This window comes from Enterococcus sp. DIV1316a, from assembly GCF_050536915.1.
In the GTDB taxonomy this organism is placed as follows: Bacteria; Bacillota; Bacilli; order Lactobacillales; family Enterococcaceae; genus Enterococcus; species Enterococcus faecalis.
In genome coordinates this window covers 2,655,271-2,675,000 of sequence record NZ_CP172913.1, presented here as the reverse complement: position 1 = coordinate 2,675,000, position 19,730 = coordinate 2,655,271, and the positions used below count along the sequence as shown (strand labels likewise).

Genomic DNA, 19,730 nt, shown 5'->3' with positions numbered 1-19,730 from the left:
CTTTTTGTTCTAAACATTCGATTAGATTCAATGGGTTCACCTCTCTGTGGTACTTTGTTTCGCTTTCAGTATACCTTAAGCGTATGAATTATGAAACATAGTTACAGAATCAGTTAGTCGTATTTACATCAGAAAGCGGTTTCTTTATGATGAGGATATCACAAAGGATTAAGGAGAGAAGTGAAATGGATAAGTTAACAAACTGGGTGGAGCAAACCGTAGTGCCTAAAGTTTCAAGGATTACAAGTTTACGTTATTTTCAAGCCTTAAGAAATGGTTTTTTTGCAATTATGCCGTTAACAATTATTGGGTCGATTTTTATGTTGATTACAGATTTTCCAGTAGCAGGGTATGGCGATTTTATGGCTGGAATTTTTGGTGCAGGTTGGGCGGATATGATTTCACCCGCTTATCGAGCAACTTTCAATATGATGGGAATTATTTTTGCTGGGACGATGTCCTATAAATTGGCGGAAAGTTACGAAATGGACCGTTTAACTTCATTAATTTTAGGAATTGTTGCTTACGTAGTCGTTTTACCGAAAACGGTGACCACTGAATCAGGCGAAGTTGTGACGAAAGTTTTATCGTTTGATTGGTTAGGAACGCAAGGGGTGATTACGGCCATTATTATGTCAATTCTTTCGGTTGAGTTGACTCGTTTCTGTATTAAGAAAAAATTAGTCATCAAAATGCCTGACAGCGTGCCTTCTATGGTGAGCCAAGCTTTTAGTGCATTGATTCCTGGGATTTTTGTGGTAGCGGTGGCTTTATTGATTAATGGGATTGGGCTTTCGTTTGCGGATTCCTTCCCGCAATTAATTTATGCGGTGATTCAAGCGCCACTGCAAGGTTTAATCGGAACCCCTTTTGCAATTATTATTGTGGCTGGCTTAAATGGATTGTTCTGGTGGTTTGGGATTCATCCAACTGTCATCAATTCCATGCTATATCCTATTTTATATGCGAATGCAGACAAAAACCAAAGCTTAGCGGAATTAGGACAATTAACTGCTCAAAATGGAAACTTTGGCACGGTCCAAATGCTCGATCAATTTGCTACAATTGGAGGCGCTGGTTGCACGATTGGCTTGGCTATTGCAATGGCCATCGTCGGACATTCATCTAGAATGAAAGCCATGTCGAAAATTTCGTTTGTTCCAGCATTTTTCAACATTAATGAACCCTTGATTTTTGGACTCCCAGTTTATTTTTAACCCTTTATTATTGATTCCGATTGCGGTCGCGCCGATTGTATCGGTCTTGATTGCCTTTCTGTCAATGAAAATTGGGTTCATGCCAATGTTTACAAACATTCAAGCACCATGGGCTACGCCCTTTCTGTTTTCGGGCTTTTTAGTGGGAAAATGGCAAGGTGCAGTGACGCAAGTTTTAGCTGTTGCCGCTAGTGTCGTTATTTATTATCCATTTGTAAAAGCCTTAGATCGACAATATCAAAAAGAAGAAGCCCATGAAGTACCAGAAACATTGTAGAGAAAGAGGAGTGAAGGAAATGCATGTTGAGAATGATAAAAATATTTGCTGTGAAGTGGAAAAAGGAATGGAAAAAATGTATCATCCGATGGTGCCCGAGTTGGTTCAAACCTCTTCCTTTTATTTTCCAACTTACGAAGAATTTATGGCAGCGAGTATAGATGAAAAAAATAATTATGTTTACACACGTGGCACCAACCCCACAACAGAAATTTTAGAGAAAAAAATTGCTCGTTTGGAACGTGGAGAAAAATGTAAAGTTTTTGCCTCAGGAATGGGCGCTATTTCGGCAACGCTGTTTACGTTGCTCCAACAAGGTGATCATGTTTTAATGGTCAACACAATTTATGGAGAATCTGTTTCGTTTATGCAATATTTAGAGAAATTTGGCGTATCCTTGACCAAAGTAGACGTTGCAGAAACAGAAGAACTTTTTCAATTTGTTCAGGAAAACACCAAAGTCATTTACTTTGAAAGTCCGTCCTCACAAAAGTTTGAACTGCTAGATTTAGAAAAAATAACTGCGTTAGCACAAAAAATTGGCGCATACACTGTCATTGATAACACGTGGGCGTCACCGTTATTTCAGCATCCTTTATGCCATAATGTGGACCTGGTGATTCATTCTTGTTCCAAATATATTGGTGGTCATTCGGACATTGTAGCAGGGGCTGTCATTGGCAAAGCAGCGCTTGTGGATCAAATTTTTGAACATGGTCATCAAGCTTTAGGAGCAGTCAATAGTCCCTTCAATTCTTGGTTAGCGTTACGTGGTATTCGTACCATGCCTGTTCGGTTGGCGCATCAGTCTCAAGCCATCCAAACGGTGCTGTCGGCTTTGCAAAAGGATCCGCGAATCAGTCGCTTATATCATCCTTTTGTAGGAAATCAACAACAACAAGCGTTAGCAGAAAAATATTTGACAGGTTATGGCTCATTGTTTGCGATTGATTTAAAAGATACCGATTTTGAACGTTTGAAAACATTTGTGAACGCATTGACGCTGGTCACAATTGGGGTCAGTTGGGGTGGCTTTGAAAGTTTGGCCTTGCCTGTATTCAAAGGTAATAACTTGGCGGCTGTTCAGAAAAGAGGCTTGTCGCCAGCGCACATTCGCATGTACGTTGGTTTGGAAGAGCCAACATCTATTATCGAAGATATTCAACAAGCCTTGGATCAAGCCTATGGCGAAGAATCGCTTTTGTGAGACATTAAGATAATCAGCTGAACAAAAGCAACTCCTTCGGAAATAAGCCGAAATTCTCCAAAAATTAAAGAACAATTTTCGGAAATTTCTTCTTATTTCTTGGAGCTAAACACTTTTGTCTCAGCCTCTGTGATTCAATAACATATTTTCAATTTTAGGAGGGGAACTTAAGTCAGTTTGACTGAGGTTGCTCCTCCTGTTTTGCATTTTTTTATTAAAGTCAAAGCGTTCCTCTTTATTTAATAGGCAAAGTTCGATATAATAATGGTCAATATTAGTCAAGAGAGAAGAAGGATGGAAGACTATGAGTAATCAAAATACGTCAGATTTAATCGAGGCTTATTTAAAAAAGATTTTAGAAGAAAGTAATAAAATTGAAATCCGTCGGGCGGAAATGGCTAATTTATTTAATTGCGTTCCTTCACAAATTAACTATGTAATTAATACACGTTTTACCATCCAACGAGGCTACGCAGTTGAAAGTAAACGTGGTGGAGGCGGCTATATTCGCATTGTCAAAGTACAAATTTCAGATAACGATCAATTACTAAAACAAATGGATCAATTGATTGGCGCAACCTTAACAGAAAAAGATGCGCTAACATTTATTCAAACATTGTATGAAGAAGAAGTGATTACGAAAAAGGAAGGCAATTTAATGCTAGCTGCTTTAAGTAAAAGCACATTGAATGGTCTGGGAAATCACGAAGATTTTCTAAGAGCTCAAATAATGCGTTCATTTTTAGAGCGCTTGAGCTATGAGGAGGAATAACTATGGATGAACTATTTACAGAAAGTGCGAAAGCCGTACTGGCGATTGCCCAAGAAGAAGCGAAGTATTTTCGTCACCAATCCGTCGGTTCTGAGCATTTATTATTAGCACTCGTTTTAGAACCGAATGGGATTGCCGGAAAAACATTACGACAATTGAATACTGACACAGAAGACATCCGTGAAGAAATTGAGCATTTAAGTGGCTATGGCACCATGCAAAGTCCAATGGGGAATAACAACTTATACTTGCCTTATTCACCAAGAGCCAAACAAATCTTTGCCTATGCTGGAGATGAAGCGAAACGCTTAGGGGCTCAAAAGATTGGTACCGAGCATTTATTATTAGGCTTGTTAAGAGACGAAGAAATTTTAGCGTCTAGAATTTTAGTGAATTTGGGATTAAGCTTATCCAAAATGCGTCAATTATTATTGAAAAAAATGGGCGTTTCCGAACCCAATGGCGCACAACGTCGTCGGAATGGTCAAAGTAAAAATGCGCCACAAGGGACGCCAACATTGGATTCTTTAGCAAGAGATTTAACCAAGTTAGCACGAGAACAAAGCTTGGATCCAGTAGTTGGTCGCGGTACCGAAGTCCGTCGTTTGATCCAAATTTTGAGTCGCCGTACCAAAAACAATCCTGTCTTAGTCGGTGAACCAGGTGTTGGGAAAACAGCGATAGCAGAAGGGTTAGCCCAGAAAATTGTCAACCGGGAAGTCCCTGAAGATATGCAAGGCAAACGTTTAATGATGCTAGACATGGGTGCCTTGGTTGCTGGAACCAAATATCGAGGTGAGTTCGAAGATCGCTTGAAAAAAGTTGTCGATGAAATCTATCAAGATGGACAAGTCATTTTATTTATCGACGAATTGCATACCTTGATCGGTGCTGGCGGTGCAGAAGGGGCGATTGATGCTTCAAATATTTTAAAACCTGCTTTAGCACGTGGCGAGTTGCAAACAATTGGTGCGACAACTCTGGATGAATACCAAAAATATATTGAAAAAGATGCCGCTTTGGAACGTCGTTTTGCCCGTATTCAAGTAGCAGAACCAACCCCAGAAGAAGCAGAAGAAATTCTAAAAGGCTTGCGTTCCCGCTATGAAAAACATCATGGCGTAGAAATTACAGATGAAGCTCTACATGCAGCGGTTCAATTATCGATTCGCTATTTAAATGACCGCCAATTACCAGATAAAGCAATTGATTTAATGGACGAATCTGCAGCAAAAGTTCGTTTAGATAAGGCAGATCAACCTTCAGAAATTAATGAATTGCGTACCGAAATTTCTCAATTAATTACGGAAAAAGAAGAGGCCATTCAAAACCAATCATTTGAAAGTGCTGCTCGGATTCGTCAAAAAGAAAAACAAGTGATGGAAAAACTAGAAGAATTGATTGCAGTGAAAGAAAAAAGTCTGTCTGGTTACAGTACACAAGTAACAGAAGAAGACGTGGCTGGGGTTGTTTCACAATGGACAGGCGTTCCTTTGCAGCAGCTAGAGAAGAAAGAAAGCGAACGATTGATGGAATTAGAAACCATTTTACATCAACGGGTCGTTGGCCAAAATGAAGCAGTTGAAGCTGTTTCACGCGCTATCCGTCGTGCGCGTAGTGGCTTGAAAGACCCAGCAAGACCGATTGGTTCCTTCATGTTCTTAGGACCAACAGGGGTTGGGAAAACAGAACTTGCCAAAGCCTTAGCCGAAGCGATGTTTGGCAGCGAAGAAGCTTTGATTCGCGTGGACATGTCTGAGTTTATGGAAAAATACAGTACTAGCCGTTTAATCGGTTCTCCTCCAGGTTATGTCGGCTACGAAGAAGGCGGCCAACTAACTGAAAAAATTCGTCAACGTCCTTATTCCGTTATTTTGCTAGATGAAGTAGAAAAAGCCCATCCAGATGTCTTTAATATTTTATTACAAGTCTTAGATGATGGCCATTTAACGGATGCCAAAGGACGAAAAGTCGATTTCCGTAACACGATTTTAATCATGACCTCCAACTTAGGAGCAACAGCGATTCGTGAAGAAAAACATGTGGGCTTCAATGTGAAAGACATTTCTAAAAATCATGAATTAATGCAAAAACGAATCATGGAAGAATTGAAAAAAGCCTTCCGTCCAGAATTCTTAAACCGAATTGATGAAACGGTTGTATTCCATTCCTTGAAACAAGAGGAAATTCATGAAATCGTAAAAATTATGAGTCAATCTGTCGTGAAACGGATGGCCGAACAAGAGGTTAAAGTGAAAATCACACCAGCTGCAATTGAAGTTATTGGTAAAGTCGGGTTTGATCCAGAATATGGCGCACGTCCAATTCGTCGGGCCTTGCAAAAAGAAGTGGAAGATCGTTTAAGTGAAGCCCTTCTTTCTGGTCAAATTCAGTTAGGGGATAAAGTAACTTTAGGCGCTAGCAAAGGCAAAATTACGTTAAATGTGCGGGCACCAAAAGCACCAAAAACAGAAGCGAAAGAATTACAAACTGTATAGATGAGATGCGAAGTCTGGTATAAAAACCATTTAGGGTTTTTATACCAGGCTTTTCTATTTTCCAGTGGCGATTTCTTTTTGAGAATTGCCAGATTGATTTTTCTGTGCTACGTTAATAAGGAGGGGTGATGGAATGGAACAATCTTTTTTTCGAGAATTACTACATTATCAACGTCCAAAGGATAATCCTTTTCGACTAGTGTTTGCTGGCTTGGTTATGTTCAGCATTCTTTTTTTGGGCTATATCAATCATCAATTATTGATTTCAAGCTTTGGCTCGTTAGGTATTTTTACTTTTTTATATTATCAGCCGTTACCATTCAAACAGTTAATGACTCGTTTATCTGTGGTCGGTAGTTACCTTTTTTTAGGAAATTTGTTAGGCATGTTATCGACCCATATTGCATGGCTCATTCCAATTGTTGTTGCCCTGGTCGGTTTTGGTGGCCGCTTTTTCTTTGAAGTCTACGATATTTCAAAACCAGGGGCCTTCTTTGGTGTGATGGTGACAGCGATGGGTGCCAGTACGAGTATTCCGTTAGCAAAAATTCCGTTCATGAGTGGCTGTATGTTATTAGGTATTGGCTTTTCTATTTTGTTTGCACTAGTGTTGCATTTTACAGAGAAGGAAATCAGTGCCCCGCTAGCTAAGCGATCATTACGGGAACGAATTTATCGGCATCCAGAAGCGCCATTAGATAGCATATATTATAGCTTTGTCTTATTTTTTGCTGTATATATCAGCGAAAGTTTACATTTACAGAATCCGTATTGGTTAGTCGTTTCCTGTGCATCCATTTTACAAGGAGACAATTTACGTGCGATTAAGCAGCGAAATATTCAGCGAATTTTTGGCACAACGATTGGATTGGTTATTTCCGCTTTTCTGCTTAATTTAGCTTTGACAACTTTTGAATCGATTGTCGTGATTACAATCTTATTTGTGACCGTTGAGTATTTTATTCGTCGTAATTATGGATTGGCGCAATTTTTCACAACGCCTATGGCTCTGATGCTTTCATTGCTCGTTCGTCAGCAGTACGTGATAACGTTGATTCAATTCCGCTTTTTGGGGATTGTTTTAGGCAGCTTGTTAGGCTTAGCGGCAGCGTGGCTATTCACCGTTGTAGTAACGTTTTATGAACGAAAATATCACTTGAACGAGTGACCAAAGAACAGATGACCAGTAATTAAAAAAAGAGCATTTGGTAGGTAAGCGGATGGCGCTTCTCTACCAAGATTTTTTTCGGAAACATTGTGAAAAATGTACGTTTAATACAGATAGGCTCTTTTAAAGTTTGTGAACGTATGATACTATTAAACGGTCATAAAGAAGGAGGCTATATTTATGATTGAACTGATTGCAACTGCAGAATCTGTTGAGCAGGCTGTAGAATTACTCGCAACAGGTGTGGATACATTATATATTGGAGAAGAAACATTCGGGTTGCGTTTGCCCGTATCTTTTACACGAGATGAACAACGCGAGATTGTGAAACGTGCACATGAAATGGGCAAACAAGTGCTAGTTGCAGTAAATGGCATTATGCACCCTGAAAAAATGAAATTAGTCCCAGAGTATCTGACATTTTTAAAAGAAATCAACGTCGATAAAATTACTTTGGGTGATCCAGGTATTGTGTTTATTATGCAACGAGATGGATTAGAAATTCCTTACGTTTATGATGGTGAAACCTTAGTAACGAGCTCACGTCAAATCAATTTTTGGAGTAAACGAGGAGCCATCGGAGCTGTCCTAGCTCGGGAAGTACCTTTTGAAGAAATGGTCGCAATGGAAGAAAACTTAGCAGTTCCAGCTGAAATTCTTGTCTATGGGGCGACCTGTATTCATCAATCGAAACGCCCATTAATTCAAAATTACTACAATTACACAAAGAACGACAAAGGGGTTACGAAAGACGAAGGGCTGTTTATTTCTGAACCCAAAAAACCAGAAACCCACTATTCCATTTATGAAGATAGTCATGGTACGCATATTTTTGCCAATAACGATGTGAACTTGATGAATGAGTTAACAAACTTGTATGACCATCACTATCGCACATGGAAGCTCGATGGCCTTTACACACCAGGTGAAAATTTTGTCGCGATTGCTCGCTTATTTGCTGAAGCGAAAGCAGCACTTGAAGCGGGAACTTGGTCAGAAGATCAAGCAGCTCATGCAACAGCTGAAATTGAAAAATTACATCCAACAGGTCGTGGCTTAGACAATGGTTTCTTTGATTTAAGTGCCGATGCAATAAAATAAATTGATTCATTTAAGGGGAAGAAGAACATGAAAGTAATGACAGAACGAACATTGAAGCGTCCCGAGGTGTTGGCTCCAGCCGGGACGCTAGAAAAACTAAAAGTCGCAATTCGTTACGGTGCCGATGCCGTTTATATCGGAGGGAATGCCTACGGTCTGCGTAGCCGCGCAGGAAATTTCACGCCAGAAGAAATGGCGGAAGGCGTAGCCTTTGCCCGCGAACATAATGCGAAAGTTTATGTCGCTGCCAATATGGTCACTCATGAAGGAAACCAGGAAGGGGCAGGAGCGTTTTTCAGAGAATTGCGAGACATCGGAATTTCAGCTGTGATTGTTTCCGATCCAGCTTTAATCGAAATTTGTGCGACAGAAGCACCAGGTTTACCCATCCATTTATCGACACAAGCTTCAGCAACTAACTATGAAACATTAGAATTTTGGAAAAATGAAGGCTTAGAACGTGTGGTTTTAGCGCGCGAAGTTTCAATGGAGGAAGTTGCAGTGATTCGTGAAAATACGGACATTGAAATTGAAGCCTTTATTCATGGAGCAATGTGTATTTCTTATTCAGGTCGTTGTACTTTATCCAACCATATGTCGATGCGGGATGCCAATCGTGGCGGTTGCTCTCAATCTTGTCGTTGGAAATATGAGTTATTTGATATGCCTTTTGGGACAGAACGTCGGAGCAAAACCAGCGAAGGGGAAGTTGAAGAAGAGTTTTCAATGAGCGCCGTAGATATGTCTATGATTGAACATATTCCAGAATTAATTGAAAATGGTGTCGATAGTTTTAAAATTGAAGGCCGCATGAAATCCATTCACTATGTTTCGACAGTCGCTAATGTGTATAAAAAAGCCGTCGATTCTTACATGGAAGACCCTGAAAACTATGTCTGCCAACAAGAGTGGATTGATGAATTATGGAAAGTAGCACAACGTGAATTAGCAACTGGTTTTTATTACAATACACCAAGTGAAGATGAACAATTATTCGGCGAACGTCGTAAAATTCCACAATATAAATTTGTTGGTGAAGTGATTGCGTACAACGAAAAGACGCAAGTCGCAACGATTCGTCAACGGAACCTTTTCAGTGTCGGCGATGAAATTGAATTTTATGGTCCCGGGTTTACCCATTTCCACCAAACCGTTAAAGAGATGTATAATGAAGACGGTGAAGCGATCGATCGGGCACCTAATCCCATGATGTTATTAACAATGGAAGTGACGCAACCTGTTGCAGTCGGCGATATGATTCGTAAGAAAAAATAAACCAGCCAAAAGGAGGAGTAAATATGAGTGTCCGCGTGAATGATTTATTAAAATTACCGTCTTTGCGAGAAGCAACGGTACTTTCTGGTAAAAACCAATTGGACACATCTGTTGCTTCTCTTTCTTTTTTAGAAGTCTCTGATATGTCTTTGTTTTCGGAAAAACTTCACAAAACAAATGAATACCATGCTGGCGAAATTTTGATTGGTTCATTTTGTGCCATTCGTCATGATGTGGTGAAGCAATGCGAAACGATTCGGCATCTCCATGAATTAGGCGAAGTAGGCCTAATCTTGTACTACGTTGGGATTATCGTACCGAAAGTTGCAGAGGAAGTGATTCAATTAGCGGATTCTTTAGGTTTTATTTTAATCCAAATGCCTAAAAATGATCCCACATTACGCTACAACGAAGTCATTTATGAAGTCATGAAATTGTTAGTCAATAAAAATAAAATGGCTTCTTTTGCAACGGACCTCTTGGAAAAAGTTTCCCTTTTGCCTGAACAAAACCGCAGTGTGGAAATGACCTTGAAAATCCTATCCGATTTTTTAAAAGTCAACATTGCGTTAACCACATATACCAATGAAATCATCAGCACCATCAATTGGCCGCGAAGCACGAAATTGCCCTTAACCAAGTTACTTTATCAATCACAAGAGAAAGTAGCGCTGGGAGAAACGACCTACTTCATTACCTCGCAAAAACTTCCTCAGAAAGATGGACAAACATTGAAGCTTTACTTCATTCGAGAAGAAGAGCAGTTAACCTCTTTTGAGATGAATCAAGCGGTGGAAGTCGTTCAGATGGCTCTGAATTTATGGGGGAAAAACTATGACGAAGTCAGTGAGTATGCCTTAGTCCAAGCAATCATTAACGATGAAAGTGATAAGATGTACCAATTAGCCAAAAAATTAATGATTGATATTTCTTCTGTCGAAACGATGTGGCTTTTGCCTATTTGGCAACAAGGACAAGAAATCCACGCTATTCAGCAAGATTTGAAAGATTTCCTACGTTACTATTACCAAACAACGATTGTCCAGCAAACAGAAAATTATCTGATTGTTCTCTTAGGTAATTATTTACACAAACAGCCTGAAGCCACGATTAGTAAAGAATACTTGCAAGCCACAGACTATCAGGACTATTTAGGTGAAATCATCCTTTGTCCGAAAGTTCGTAACACGACTGAAGTGCGTGTCAGCTACCAAACCGCTAATCAAGTCGCGCCGTTTTTAAAGCGTGTCTATCCACAAAGAAAAGTGTTATCAATCGCGGAAATTCGTACAGTTCAACAAATGATGACGTGTCTCCAAGCAGGAGAAGAAGCAATCCAACAACGCTTAGCAGTTATCCAACCTCTCTTAAAAGAATCAGAGCAGTTAATGACATTAGGAACGTTTTTACTAGATGCAAGTAGTGATTTTAAAGAATGCGGCGAACGCCTATTTGTTCATAAAAATACGGTCAAATATCGTATCAGTAAAATTAATGAAGCGCTAGGCTATGATATGACTAACGCCGCCGAAGCCTATGAAGTCTATTTGGCGATGATCTTATATCGCTTGGTCACGAATGAATGAAAAAAGCAGACAGCGGTCGGGACAGAAGTGTTTAACTCCGAGAACCACGTAGGTACTGTTCAACACTCTCAAAGGCTCAAATACATCGAGTAATCGCAGATGTCATCTATTTGCTTTGCAAATGGTGTTTCTCAGCAATAAGAAGGAATTTCCGAAAATTGTCATAAAACACAACGAGGTACGAGTTGATGTTGCATGATACCTACCCGGTGTTCTTTAATTTTTGGAGACCAAGTAGGTATTGTTCATCATCGAATCACTACGTTCTTCGTGATTCTCAACAATTTCGGCTTATTGTTTTCTCGCCAAAGGCTCGTCACAGTTTTATCCTTGTAAGTTCCGAAGGACCTTCACCAAGTAGGTACGATGATTTCATCTGTTCATGCTTCACAGTGAAACATCGCAACTCTTAGAGTTGTAGCTCTTTTGAAGGCTGTACTGTGACGAGACGCATGTCGAGAAAATACCTTAGAAGTTGTTGAGATCGGAGCAACGCATAGTGTTGCTTCTGTTTCCGCCGTTTATCAATTTTTAAGCCTGGGACAAAAATCCAAAGTGATTTTTGTCCCAGGCTCTTGTCTGCTTTTTTATTTTAAGCCAAAACTTCCTCGATATTTTTTTCAATTTGAAAAAGACCTATGACTGATTTTTCGTTATAATTGAAAAAATAATTAAGGAGGAATGAGAATGAAATTAAAAAACGAGCAACAACAATCGTGGCTTAGCTTAGCATTTGTTTGGGCGGGCGCAATGATTAGCGTGCCAGGATTAATTATTGGAGGAACGTTAGTTGCAGGCATGCCTTTATGGGAAGCTTTGTTAACAGGATTTATTGGTTACGGTATTATTGTTATTTTAATGATTTTACAAGGAATTCAAAGTTCCGACTTACAAGAACCTTCTGTCAAAGTCGCTTCTCAAGTGTTTGGCATTCAAGGTTCGCAAAAGATCATTTCTATTATTCTAGCGATTGCTTGCTTAGGTTGGTTTGGTTTGCAAGCCAATGTCAGCGGCGGCGCCTTCACGAACTTTTTAAAAATTTACGGCATTGATTTACCTGTGTCGCTTTCTTCCTTAATCTGGGGAATTATCATGCTTATTTCGGCTCTTTATGGCATAAAAATATTGAAAATTCTGAATTATTTTGCGGTTCCTGTGTTAGTTCTGGTTTGTCTTTATGGCTTGGTGGCTTCGTTAAGAAACAACGGTTGGGAAGCTGTTAGTCAATATACACCTCAAACAGCAGGAAGCTTTATGTCAGGTCTTTCAATGACTGTCGGTTCTTTTGCATTAGGCGCAGTAATTGCTGGAGATTACTCTCAATATGTTTCTTCTCGTAAAGATGTGGTTAAAGCGGCCACATTAGGGATTTTACCGACAGGCTTGTTGATGATTGGCGTTGGTGCGGTCTTGACCATTGCTTCGAACACCGCAGATATCACGGAAGTTTTTATGAATCTCGGTTTTCCAGTTTTAGGAATTATTGCGCTAATTTTAGCAACTTGGACCACGAATGCCGTGAATGCTTTTTCTGGCGGACTGGCCTTGATTAATGTCTTTGATATTCCAAAAGAAAAAGAAAAAGTCGCTGTCGGTGCGGCCGGCGCCATTGGAACCTTATTAGCAGTTGTGGGGATTTTAAATTACTTTACACCGATTATGTCTGTCCTTTCTGCGATGGTGCCACCAGTGGCTGGTGTAATGATTGCTGCCTATTGGTTGATTAACAAAGGCGATCGAACCAAATGGCAGCCAACGCCTGGCGTGAATAAATTAGGTGTTTTTTCATGGCTAATTGGTGCTGCAGTGGGGGGCATTCCGGTGATTATGAGTTTCTTTCCCAATGCCCCTCAATTGCCTAACCAACCGCTAATTGGCATTGTTTTATCGTTTGTTATTTATTATTTCGGTGCAAAACGTCAACAGACGAACACCGAATCATTAGAAATGGAATGAAGAAGAGGAGTGTCGGAGAATGCGTTATTTAGATGCAGAAGCAATTGAGAATATAGCTACAGGAGCAGCTTTTTTAGGGACAGGAGGTGGCGGTGATCCCTACATTGGTAAAATGATGGCTTTGTCCGCCATCGAAGAAAACGGACCTGTCAAACTGGTTTCTCCAGAAGAAATTGCCGCGGAGGATTTTTTCCTACCCGCCGCAATGATGGGTGCCCCATCTGTCGCAATTGAAAAATTTCCCAAAGGCGACGAATTCGTCCGTGTCTTTGAGAAGTTAGGAAAATATTTAGACCAAGAAACGATTGCGGGAACCTTTCCAATGGAAGCTGGGGGCGTCAATTCAATGATTCCAATTGTTGTTGCAGCGAAGCTAGGCATTCCCTTGGTGGATTGTGATGGTATGGGTCGGGCCTTTCCAGAATTGCCTATGGTAACGTTCCATTTGAATGGGATGTCAGCGACCCCTATGGCAATTACCGATGAAAAAGGAAATATTGGCATTATGGAAACGATTGATAATACTTGGACAGAACGTCTTGCTCGTGTTCAAACGGTTGAAATGGGCGCCAGTGCTTTAGTGAGCATTTATCCCGCGACAGGCAAACAATTACAAGACTATGGTATTCACAACATCGTGACATTATCAGAAGAAATTGGCAAAGTGATTCGAGGTACCTATGCAGATGAACAAGAAAAACGCCAAGCATTAGTAGAAGTTACGGATGGCTTTGAATTGTTCCAAGGAAAAATTCTAGATGTAGAACGAGAAGTAAAAGGTGGCTTCAATTTGGGACGTGTCAAATTGAGTGGCTTAAACAGTGATGCTGGTTCAGAAGCAGTCGTCCATTTTCAAAATGAAAATTTAATTGCCGAGAAAGATGGTCAGGTGATTGCGATGACGCCTGATTTGATTTGTATGGTAGATTTAGAAACTTTAACGCCTGTGACAACAGAAAGCTTGAAATACGGCAAACGTGTCCAAGTAATGGGCTTGAAAGCGAATGCCGCTTGGCGAACGAAAAAAGGTATCGAAACAGTGGGTCCTCGGTATTTCGGCTACGAAATGGATTATCAACCACTAGAAAACTTAGTAGCGAAGGAGGACAAATAAATGTATAAAATCGGTATCGATGTCGGCGGCACAAATACAGATGCTGTTATTTTAGATCATCAATTAAACTTGATTCATTCAGTGAAAGTTCCAACAACCGATGATATTCAAACAGGGATTGCCGGCGCCTTAAATAAAGTCTTGGCAGAATCAGCAGTGGACCCAACCAAAGTCACACATGCAATGTTGGGCACGACCCAATGTACGAATGCCATTGTTGAGCGAAAAAAATTAGCAAAAGTTGGGGTCCTTCGTTTGGGCTATCCAGCAACCGCTTCGGTCTTGCCTTACACAGCTTGGCCCAAGGATTTAGTGGCCACTCTTTCAGAAACGTATGCTTTAGCACATGGCGGCTACGAATATGATGGACAACCATTGACTGCACTGGACGAAGAAGAATTACGTGGGATTTTGGCCTCTTGGCGAGGAGAAGTAGAGGCAATCGCAGTAATTGGCGTTTTTTCTTCTTTAAAAAATGACCAAGAATTGTTTGTCCAAGCACTTGCGAAGGAAGTGTTAGGGGCAGATGTTCCTGTATCTTGCTCCTCAATGATTGGGTCTGTCGGTTTAATTGAACGGGAAAATGCGACAATTTTGAATGCTGCGTTGCACAAAGTAATTAAAGTGACCAGCGAAGGCTTTGAACAAGCCTTAGAACAAGAAAAAATTCATCACGCCCAAGTGTACTTATGTCAAAATGATGGTACGTTAATGTCGTTAACGTATGCCAAACAGTTTCCTATTTTAACCATTGCTTGTGGACCAACAAATAGTATTCGTGGCGCTTCTTACTTAGCTGGTTTGAAAGATGCGGTTGTTTTAGATGTTGGTGGCACAACGTCAGACATTGGCGTGTTAGTGGATGGCTTTCCAAGAGAATCTTCACTGGCCGTTGATGTTGGCGGGGTACGGACCAATTTTAGAATGCCAGATATCGTGTCAATCGGTGTCGGCGGCGGCAGTCTAGTGCGTGAACAACCAGATGGTTCTGTGACAGTTGGCCCCGATAGTGTCGGCTACCGTATTACACAAGAGGCCCTTGTTTTTGGCGGCACACAATTAACGACCACTGATATCGCGGTTCGCTTAGGCCATGCCCAAGTCGGTGATCCTAGCAAAGTGGCTCATTTAGACCAAACGTTTGCGGAAAAAGTGTACCAAAAAATTGGCGAATTGGTCAGTGAAGCGATTGATCGCATGAAGACCAGTTCCGCAGACGTGACGGTCGTTTTAGTTGGTGGTGGGAGTATTATCATCCCCGAAGAATTGACAGGCGTTAAAGCGCTAATTCGCAACGAAAACGGAGCAGTGGCGAATGCCATCGGTGCCTCTATCGCTCAGATTAGCGGACAATACGAACAAATTTATGTTTATTCAAAAATCCAACGAGACGCGGCGTTGACTGATGCCCAAGAAAAAGCCGTCCAACAAGCTGAACTTGCGGGTGCAGTCCCTGGCACAATCGAGTTAGTCGAGGTGGAAGAAACACCACTCGCCTATCATCCAGAAAATGCAACCCGCTTACGAGTAAAAGTGGTTGGGAATATGTATTGAGGACCAGTGCAAAGCAAAAGTTATAAGAAGAGTTATTTGAAATATGAGGTCGGGCTAGGGCTGTCGATTGAAGTTTTATCCTGAAGAGTACAGAAGAAGCTATATCTGTCTCGCCGTTTATTTTAAAATTCAGAGTTAGGAAGGTAAGTCGAAATGACTTACCTTCCTAAGTTCATTTTTTTGTGTTGACATATTTTTTTAGAAAAGGCAAAATGTTAACATGGTATGTTGTTGGGGTGTTATGAAAAAAGGAGAGAAAATAATGAGTATTTTAAAAGAACATTTAAAAAGAAATTGTGATGCACGAATGGTTGGTGTTTTATCGTTAAGCATAAGAGAAGCATATCGCTACTTAATGGAGCTAACAGAAAGAGAATCTATTTTTCAACGAGCAGAAATGAAAAAAGTTTGGGGACACGTTCGGCATGGATTGGTTGATGTTGGTTTAAAACAAGTGTTAACTTCATCAGCAATCCCACATGAAATAGCTGACAAAGCTAGTAGTCGATATGTCAATGGTCATACGTACTTAATGATTGAAACCAAAGGCGCAATTTTAACGCCAGCGAAAGTTTTATCAGAAGCTTCAGTTCCTAAAAAGGCATTATTTAGAAATCGTGGGAGCTTATTAAATAAGCAGTATAATTTATTTGACAAACCAGAAGATTTAAATGAGTATTATGATGCCAATCAACCGCCATTCTTATTACTAACTTATGGCGGATCGAATCATCAATTACGTTTTGTTCGATTAGGGTTACCAGATATTGGAGTTGGTCGTTGGATTGACCAAATTGATATTACGCAGGCACCAGTTCTTTTAAAAAATCCAGAGGAAGTTCGTAAGGACCTACATTTGACTTTTACGTCAACCGCTGACGAACTGATAAGGAGAGGACTAGAAAATGAACGAGAGGTTGATTTTTAATCCAAAGCAATTAACTTCGGCTCGCATTGCACGAGGATTAACAATGAAAGAATTAGCCGAGAAAGCAGAGCTATCTAGGCAAATGATTTCGAATTACGAATCGGGAAAAACAATTCCTAAAGCAGATAGCATATTAAAACTAATTTCTGTTTTACAATTTCCCCGTAGTTTCTTTTCAGCAGATACATTTGAATTGTATTCAGGCGCAACTTTTTTTAGAAGCCGAAGTGCGGCAACGAAGAAAGTAAGAGATATGCAAAAAGAGCGGTTAAAATATGTGCAAGAAGTGTATAAAGTATTAGCAACATATGTGAACTTTCCCAAAGTTTGTTTACCAGAATTAATTGAAAAGAGTATTTATGAAATCACAGAAGAAGAAATTGTGAAAAAGGCTGAGGAATTACGGAAAATTTGGGGCTTAGACTTGATTTCGCCAGTCCCTAATCTCATTCAGTTGGCTGAACAAAATGGTGTGATTATTTCAGAAGCCAACATGTCCAATCCAACACTAGATGCGGTTTCGCGTTGGATGATTGGTCGGCCGTTTATTATGCTCACAGATAATCATGAATCTGCTGTCCGTCGTCGTTTTAACGTGGCGCATGAACTAGGACATATTTTATTACACAACGGTGTTGAAAGTATTCATGAGTATTCGCAAACAGAATTAAAGAACATTATTGAGTATCAAGCAAATCTATTTGCTGCGCATTTTCTCCTTCCTTCAGCGGCTTTTTCTGATTCGCTCTTGTCTATTTCGTTAGAATACTATATTGATTTGAAAAAGTATTGGAAAGTTTCTCTTCAATCAATGATTCAAAAAACATACACATTAGCGTTAATTAATGATGATCAACGTCTCTATTTAAATAAAAGAATTGCTAAAAATAAATGGAAAACGAAAGAGCCTTACGATGAACAACTGACTATCGAACAGCCAGAAGTTTTCCAAAAAGTTTATCACATGATTTTAGAGCACCAAGTCATTCCTGCAAGTCAACTAAATCAAGCTTTTAAATTACCTAAAGAAGAAATAGAAAAGATATTAGGAACAGCTATTCAAACGGAGCAGGACAAAACAGAAATTGTTCTTGAATTATTACGTTCTAACGAGTAATCAAAAAGAAGGAGGAATAACTATGGCTAAATTATTCGCCTACCAAATTGGTCAAAACCCTCGTATTCAAACGGACCTTTTGGTAGATCCTCAGCTGTTTGAAGATGAGCATGGCTGTATGGGTGCAGTGGGCTTCGGGTTAGCAGATTGTGTTCAAACCGGAATGTTTACAGATATTGAAGTGATAAAACGGTATCTTCACGAAGCAACCTACGTTTTTATTAATGGTGACTTTGACCGACTAAGTTATTTAGAAATTGGGATTGCACTTTCCTTAGGCAAAACACTTTACGTCATTACAATGAACCCAAACGTAACGAAAGAAGATTTAGGAATTCCCTTCGACAATGCTACGATTGAATTCCTTTCCCCCAGTGCTTTTACGGAACGAATCCATAAAACAGAAGCAGCAGAAAACTAAACAAAAGTAAGTAATACGACTGTCTTTTTTTGCTATTTTTTGCGATAATAAGGGAGAAAGTTCAAATTGAAAGGGAGCAGAATAAATGAAAACCTATGATTATATTGTTATTGGTGGCGGTAGTGGCGGGATTGCTTCTGCTAACCGCGCAGGAATGCACGGAGCCAACGTCCTTTTAATTGAGGGCAACGAAATTGGTGGGACCTGTGTCAACGTTGGTTGTGTGCCTAAAAAAGTCATGTGGCAAGCCAGCAGCATGATGGAAATGATGGAAAGAGACACAGCAGGCTACGGGTTTGATGTTGAAATCAAAAATTTTAGCTTTAAACAATTAGTTGAAAATCGTGAAAAATATATTGACTTCTTACATGGTGCGTATAATCGTGGTTTAGACAGTAACAACATTGAACGTATCCATGGTTACGCTACGTTTACTGGGGAGCAAACAATTGAAGTCAATGGGACAGAATATACGGCGCCGCACATTCTAATTGCGACAGGTGGTCGTCCGAAAAAACTAGGTATTCCAGGAGAAGAATATGCCTTAGATTCAAACGGCTTCTTTGCATTAGAAGAAATGCCAAAACGTGTGGTCTTTGTCGGTGCGGGTTACATCGCAGCCGAATTAGCAGGAACCTTACATGGCTTAGGCGCAGAAACACATTGGGCCTTCCGTCATGAACGACCATTACGAAGCTTTGATGACATGCTTTCTGAAAAAGTCGTAGAACGCTATCAAGAAATGGGCATGCAAATTCATCCGAATGCAACACCAGCTAAAATTGAAAAAACGGCGCAGAATGAGTACGTTATTACATTTGAAAATGGTGAATCAATCACGACAGATGCCGTGATTTTCGGGACAGGCCGTCAGCCGAACACGGATCAATTAGGCTTAGAAAATACGAAAGTAGCACTTGATGAAAAAGGCTACGTCAAAGTAGATAAATTCCAAAATACCACGCAAAATGGCATCTACGCAGTCGGCGATGTCATTGGTAAAATCGACTTAACGCCAGTCGCGATTGCCGCTGGTCGGCGCCTGTCTGAACGCTTATTTAACGGACAAACCGATTTATATTTGGATTATAACTTGGTACCAACGGTGGTCTTTACCCATCCACCAGTTGCGACAATTGGTTTGACGGAAAAAGCAGCGCTTGAAGAATATGGTGAAGACCAAGTGAAAATCTATCGCTCTAGCTTTACGCCAATGTATTTCGCTTTAGGAGAATACCGTCAAAAATGCGACATGAAATTAATCTGTGTCGGCAAAGAAGAAAAAATTGTCGGTTTGCATGGCATCGGCATCGGTGTTGACGAAATGCTACAAGGCTTTGCAGTCGCTATTAAAATGGGCGCGACCAAAGCTGATTTTGATAATACTGTTGCGATTCATCCAACAGGATCAGAAGAATTTGTAACAATGCGATAAAAGGCGAATAAACCCCAAAAAAGAGCGTTGCATCAGCAACGCTCTTTTTTGAATACACGAGTTATATTATTTGATTCGTAAAAAGTAATTTTTTATATCATACC

General features: G+C 40.2%; 15 protein-coding genes and 1 pseudogene (1 of these 16 running past the window's edge). 15 read left to right on the top strand and 1 reads right to left on the bottom strand.

The genetic code is table 11. The features are described from left to right. On the bottom strand, positions 1 to 40 hold the 5' portion of the coding sequence (locus IGL56_RS12655) for a MurR/RpiR family transcriptional regulator (protein ID WP_430599799.1). It extends 818 nt beyond the left edge of the window; 40 of the gene's 858 nt are visible here — the first part of the coding sequence; it begins with the start codon at positions 38 to 40; its stop codon lies off the left edge, out of view. Between the two features lie 145 nt (positions 41 to 185). On the opposite strand from IGL56_RS12655, the pseudogene IGL56_RS12650 reads away from it, so the two are divergent. The 15 genes and pseudogenes from IGL56_RS12650 to gor all read left to right on the top strand — a co-directional run bounded on the left by IGL56_RS12650 (position 186) and on the right by gor (position 19,626). Further along, positions 186 to 1,494, top strand: a pseudogene (locus IGL56_RS12650) (PTS sugar transporter subunit IIC). After that, the gene (locus tag IGL56_RS12645) at positions 1,472 to 2,701 is read left to right on the top strand and encodes an aminotransferase class I/II-fold pyridoxal phosphate-dependent enzyme (RefSeq protein WP_002385118.1); all 1,230 of its coding nucleotides are present in this window, start codon (positions 1,472 to 1,474) and stop codon (positions 2,699 to 2,701) included. The pseudogene IGL56_RS12650 and the gene IGL56_RS12645 overlap by 23 nt, the downstream one beginning before the upstream one ends. A gap of 304 nt (positions 2,702 to 3,005) precedes the next feature. Beyond that, the gene (locus tag IGL56_RS12640) at positions 3,006 to 3,473 is read left to right on the top strand and encodes a CtsR family transcriptional regulator (protein WP_002354715.1); all 468 of its coding nucleotides are present in this window, start codon (positions 3,006 to 3,008) and stop codon (positions 3,471 to 3,473) included. Positions 3,474 to 3,475: 2 nt separating this feature from the next. Next, a complete protein-coding gene (locus tag IGL56_RS12635; protein WP_002354718.1) occupies positions 3,476 to 5,971 on the top strand; it encodes an ATP-dependent Clp protease ATP-binding subunit in 2,496 nt (831 codons plus the stop codon). A gap of 133 nt (positions 5,972 to 6,104) precedes the next feature. Then, the gene (locus IGL56_RS12630; protein ID WP_263306709.1) at positions 6,105 to 7,139 is read left to right on the top strand and encodes an FUSC family protein; all 1,035 of its coding nucleotides are present in this window, start codon (positions 6,105 to 6,107) and stop codon (positions 7,137 to 7,139) included. A 180-nt stretch (positions 7,140 to 7,319) separates the two neighbouring features. Continuing rightward, on the top strand, positions 7,320 to 8,240 hold the full coding sequence (locus tag IGL56_RS12625; RefSeq protein WP_002354722.1) for a peptidase U32 family protein: 921 nt from the start codon (positions 7,320 to 7,322) through the stop codon (positions 8,238 to 8,240). Positions 8,241 to 8,267: 27 nt separating this feature from the next. Then, on the top strand, positions 8,268 to 9,515 hold the full coding sequence (locus tag IGL56_RS12620) for a peptidase U32 family protein (RefSeq protein WP_010816068.1): 1,248 nt from the start codon (positions 8,268 to 8,270) through the stop codon (positions 9,513 to 9,515). Between the two features lie 23 nt (positions 9,516 to 9,538). After that, positions 9,539 to 11,101, top strand: a complete 1,563-nt coding sequence (locus IGL56_RS12615; RefSeq protein WP_002354724.1) for a PucR family transcriptional regulator — start codon at positions 9,539 to 9,541, stop codon at positions 11,099 to 11,101. A gap of 681 nt (positions 11,102 to 11,782) precedes the next feature. Next, a complete protein-coding gene (locus tag IGL56_RS12610; protein ID WP_002354725.1) occupies positions 11,783 to 13,057 on the top strand; it encodes a cytosine permease in 1,275 nt (424 codons plus the stop codon). A gap of 19 nt (positions 13,058 to 13,076) precedes the next feature. Next, on the top strand, positions 13,077 to 14,171 hold the full coding sequence (locus IGL56_RS12605) for a DUF917 domain-containing protein (protein WP_002354727.1): 1,095 nt from the start codon (positions 13,077 to 13,079) through the stop codon (positions 14,169 to 14,171). Next, on the top strand, positions 14,172 to 15,725 hold the full coding sequence (locus IGL56_RS12600; RefSeq protein WP_002378874.1) for a hydantoinase/oxoprolinase N-terminal domain-containing protein: 1,554 nt from the start codon (positions 14,172 to 14,174) through the stop codon (positions 15,723 to 15,725). Between the two features lie 262 nt (positions 15,726 to 15,987). Beyond that, positions 15,988 to 16,653, top strand: coding sequence for a hypothetical protein (locus tag IGL56_RS12595; RefSeq protein WP_002354729.1), 666 nt, complete (start codon positions 15,988 to 15,990; stop codon positions 16,651 to 16,653). Next, on the top strand, positions 16,631 to 17,770 hold the full coding sequence (locus IGL56_RS12590; protein ID WP_002370166.1) for a helix-turn-helix domain-containing protein: 1,140 nt from the start codon (positions 16,631 to 16,633) through the stop codon (positions 17,768 to 17,770). The genes IGL56_RS12595 and IGL56_RS12590 overlap by 23 nt, the downstream gene beginning before the upstream one ends. 22 nt (positions 17,771 to 17,792) lie before the next feature. Next, positions 17,793 to 18,191, top strand: coding sequence for a hypothetical protein (locus tag IGL56_RS12585; protein ID WP_002354731.1), 399 nt, complete (start codon positions 17,793 to 17,795; stop codon positions 18,189 to 18,191). 85 nt (positions 18,192 to 18,276) lie between these two features. Next, complete coding sequence (gor, locus tag IGL56_RS12580) at positions 18,277 to 19,626, top strand: glutathione-disulfide reductase (protein WP_002354732.1); 1,350 nt, start codon at positions 18,277 to 18,279, stop codon at positions 19,624 to 19,626. Positions 19,627 to 19,730 lie beyond the last annotated feature (104 nt).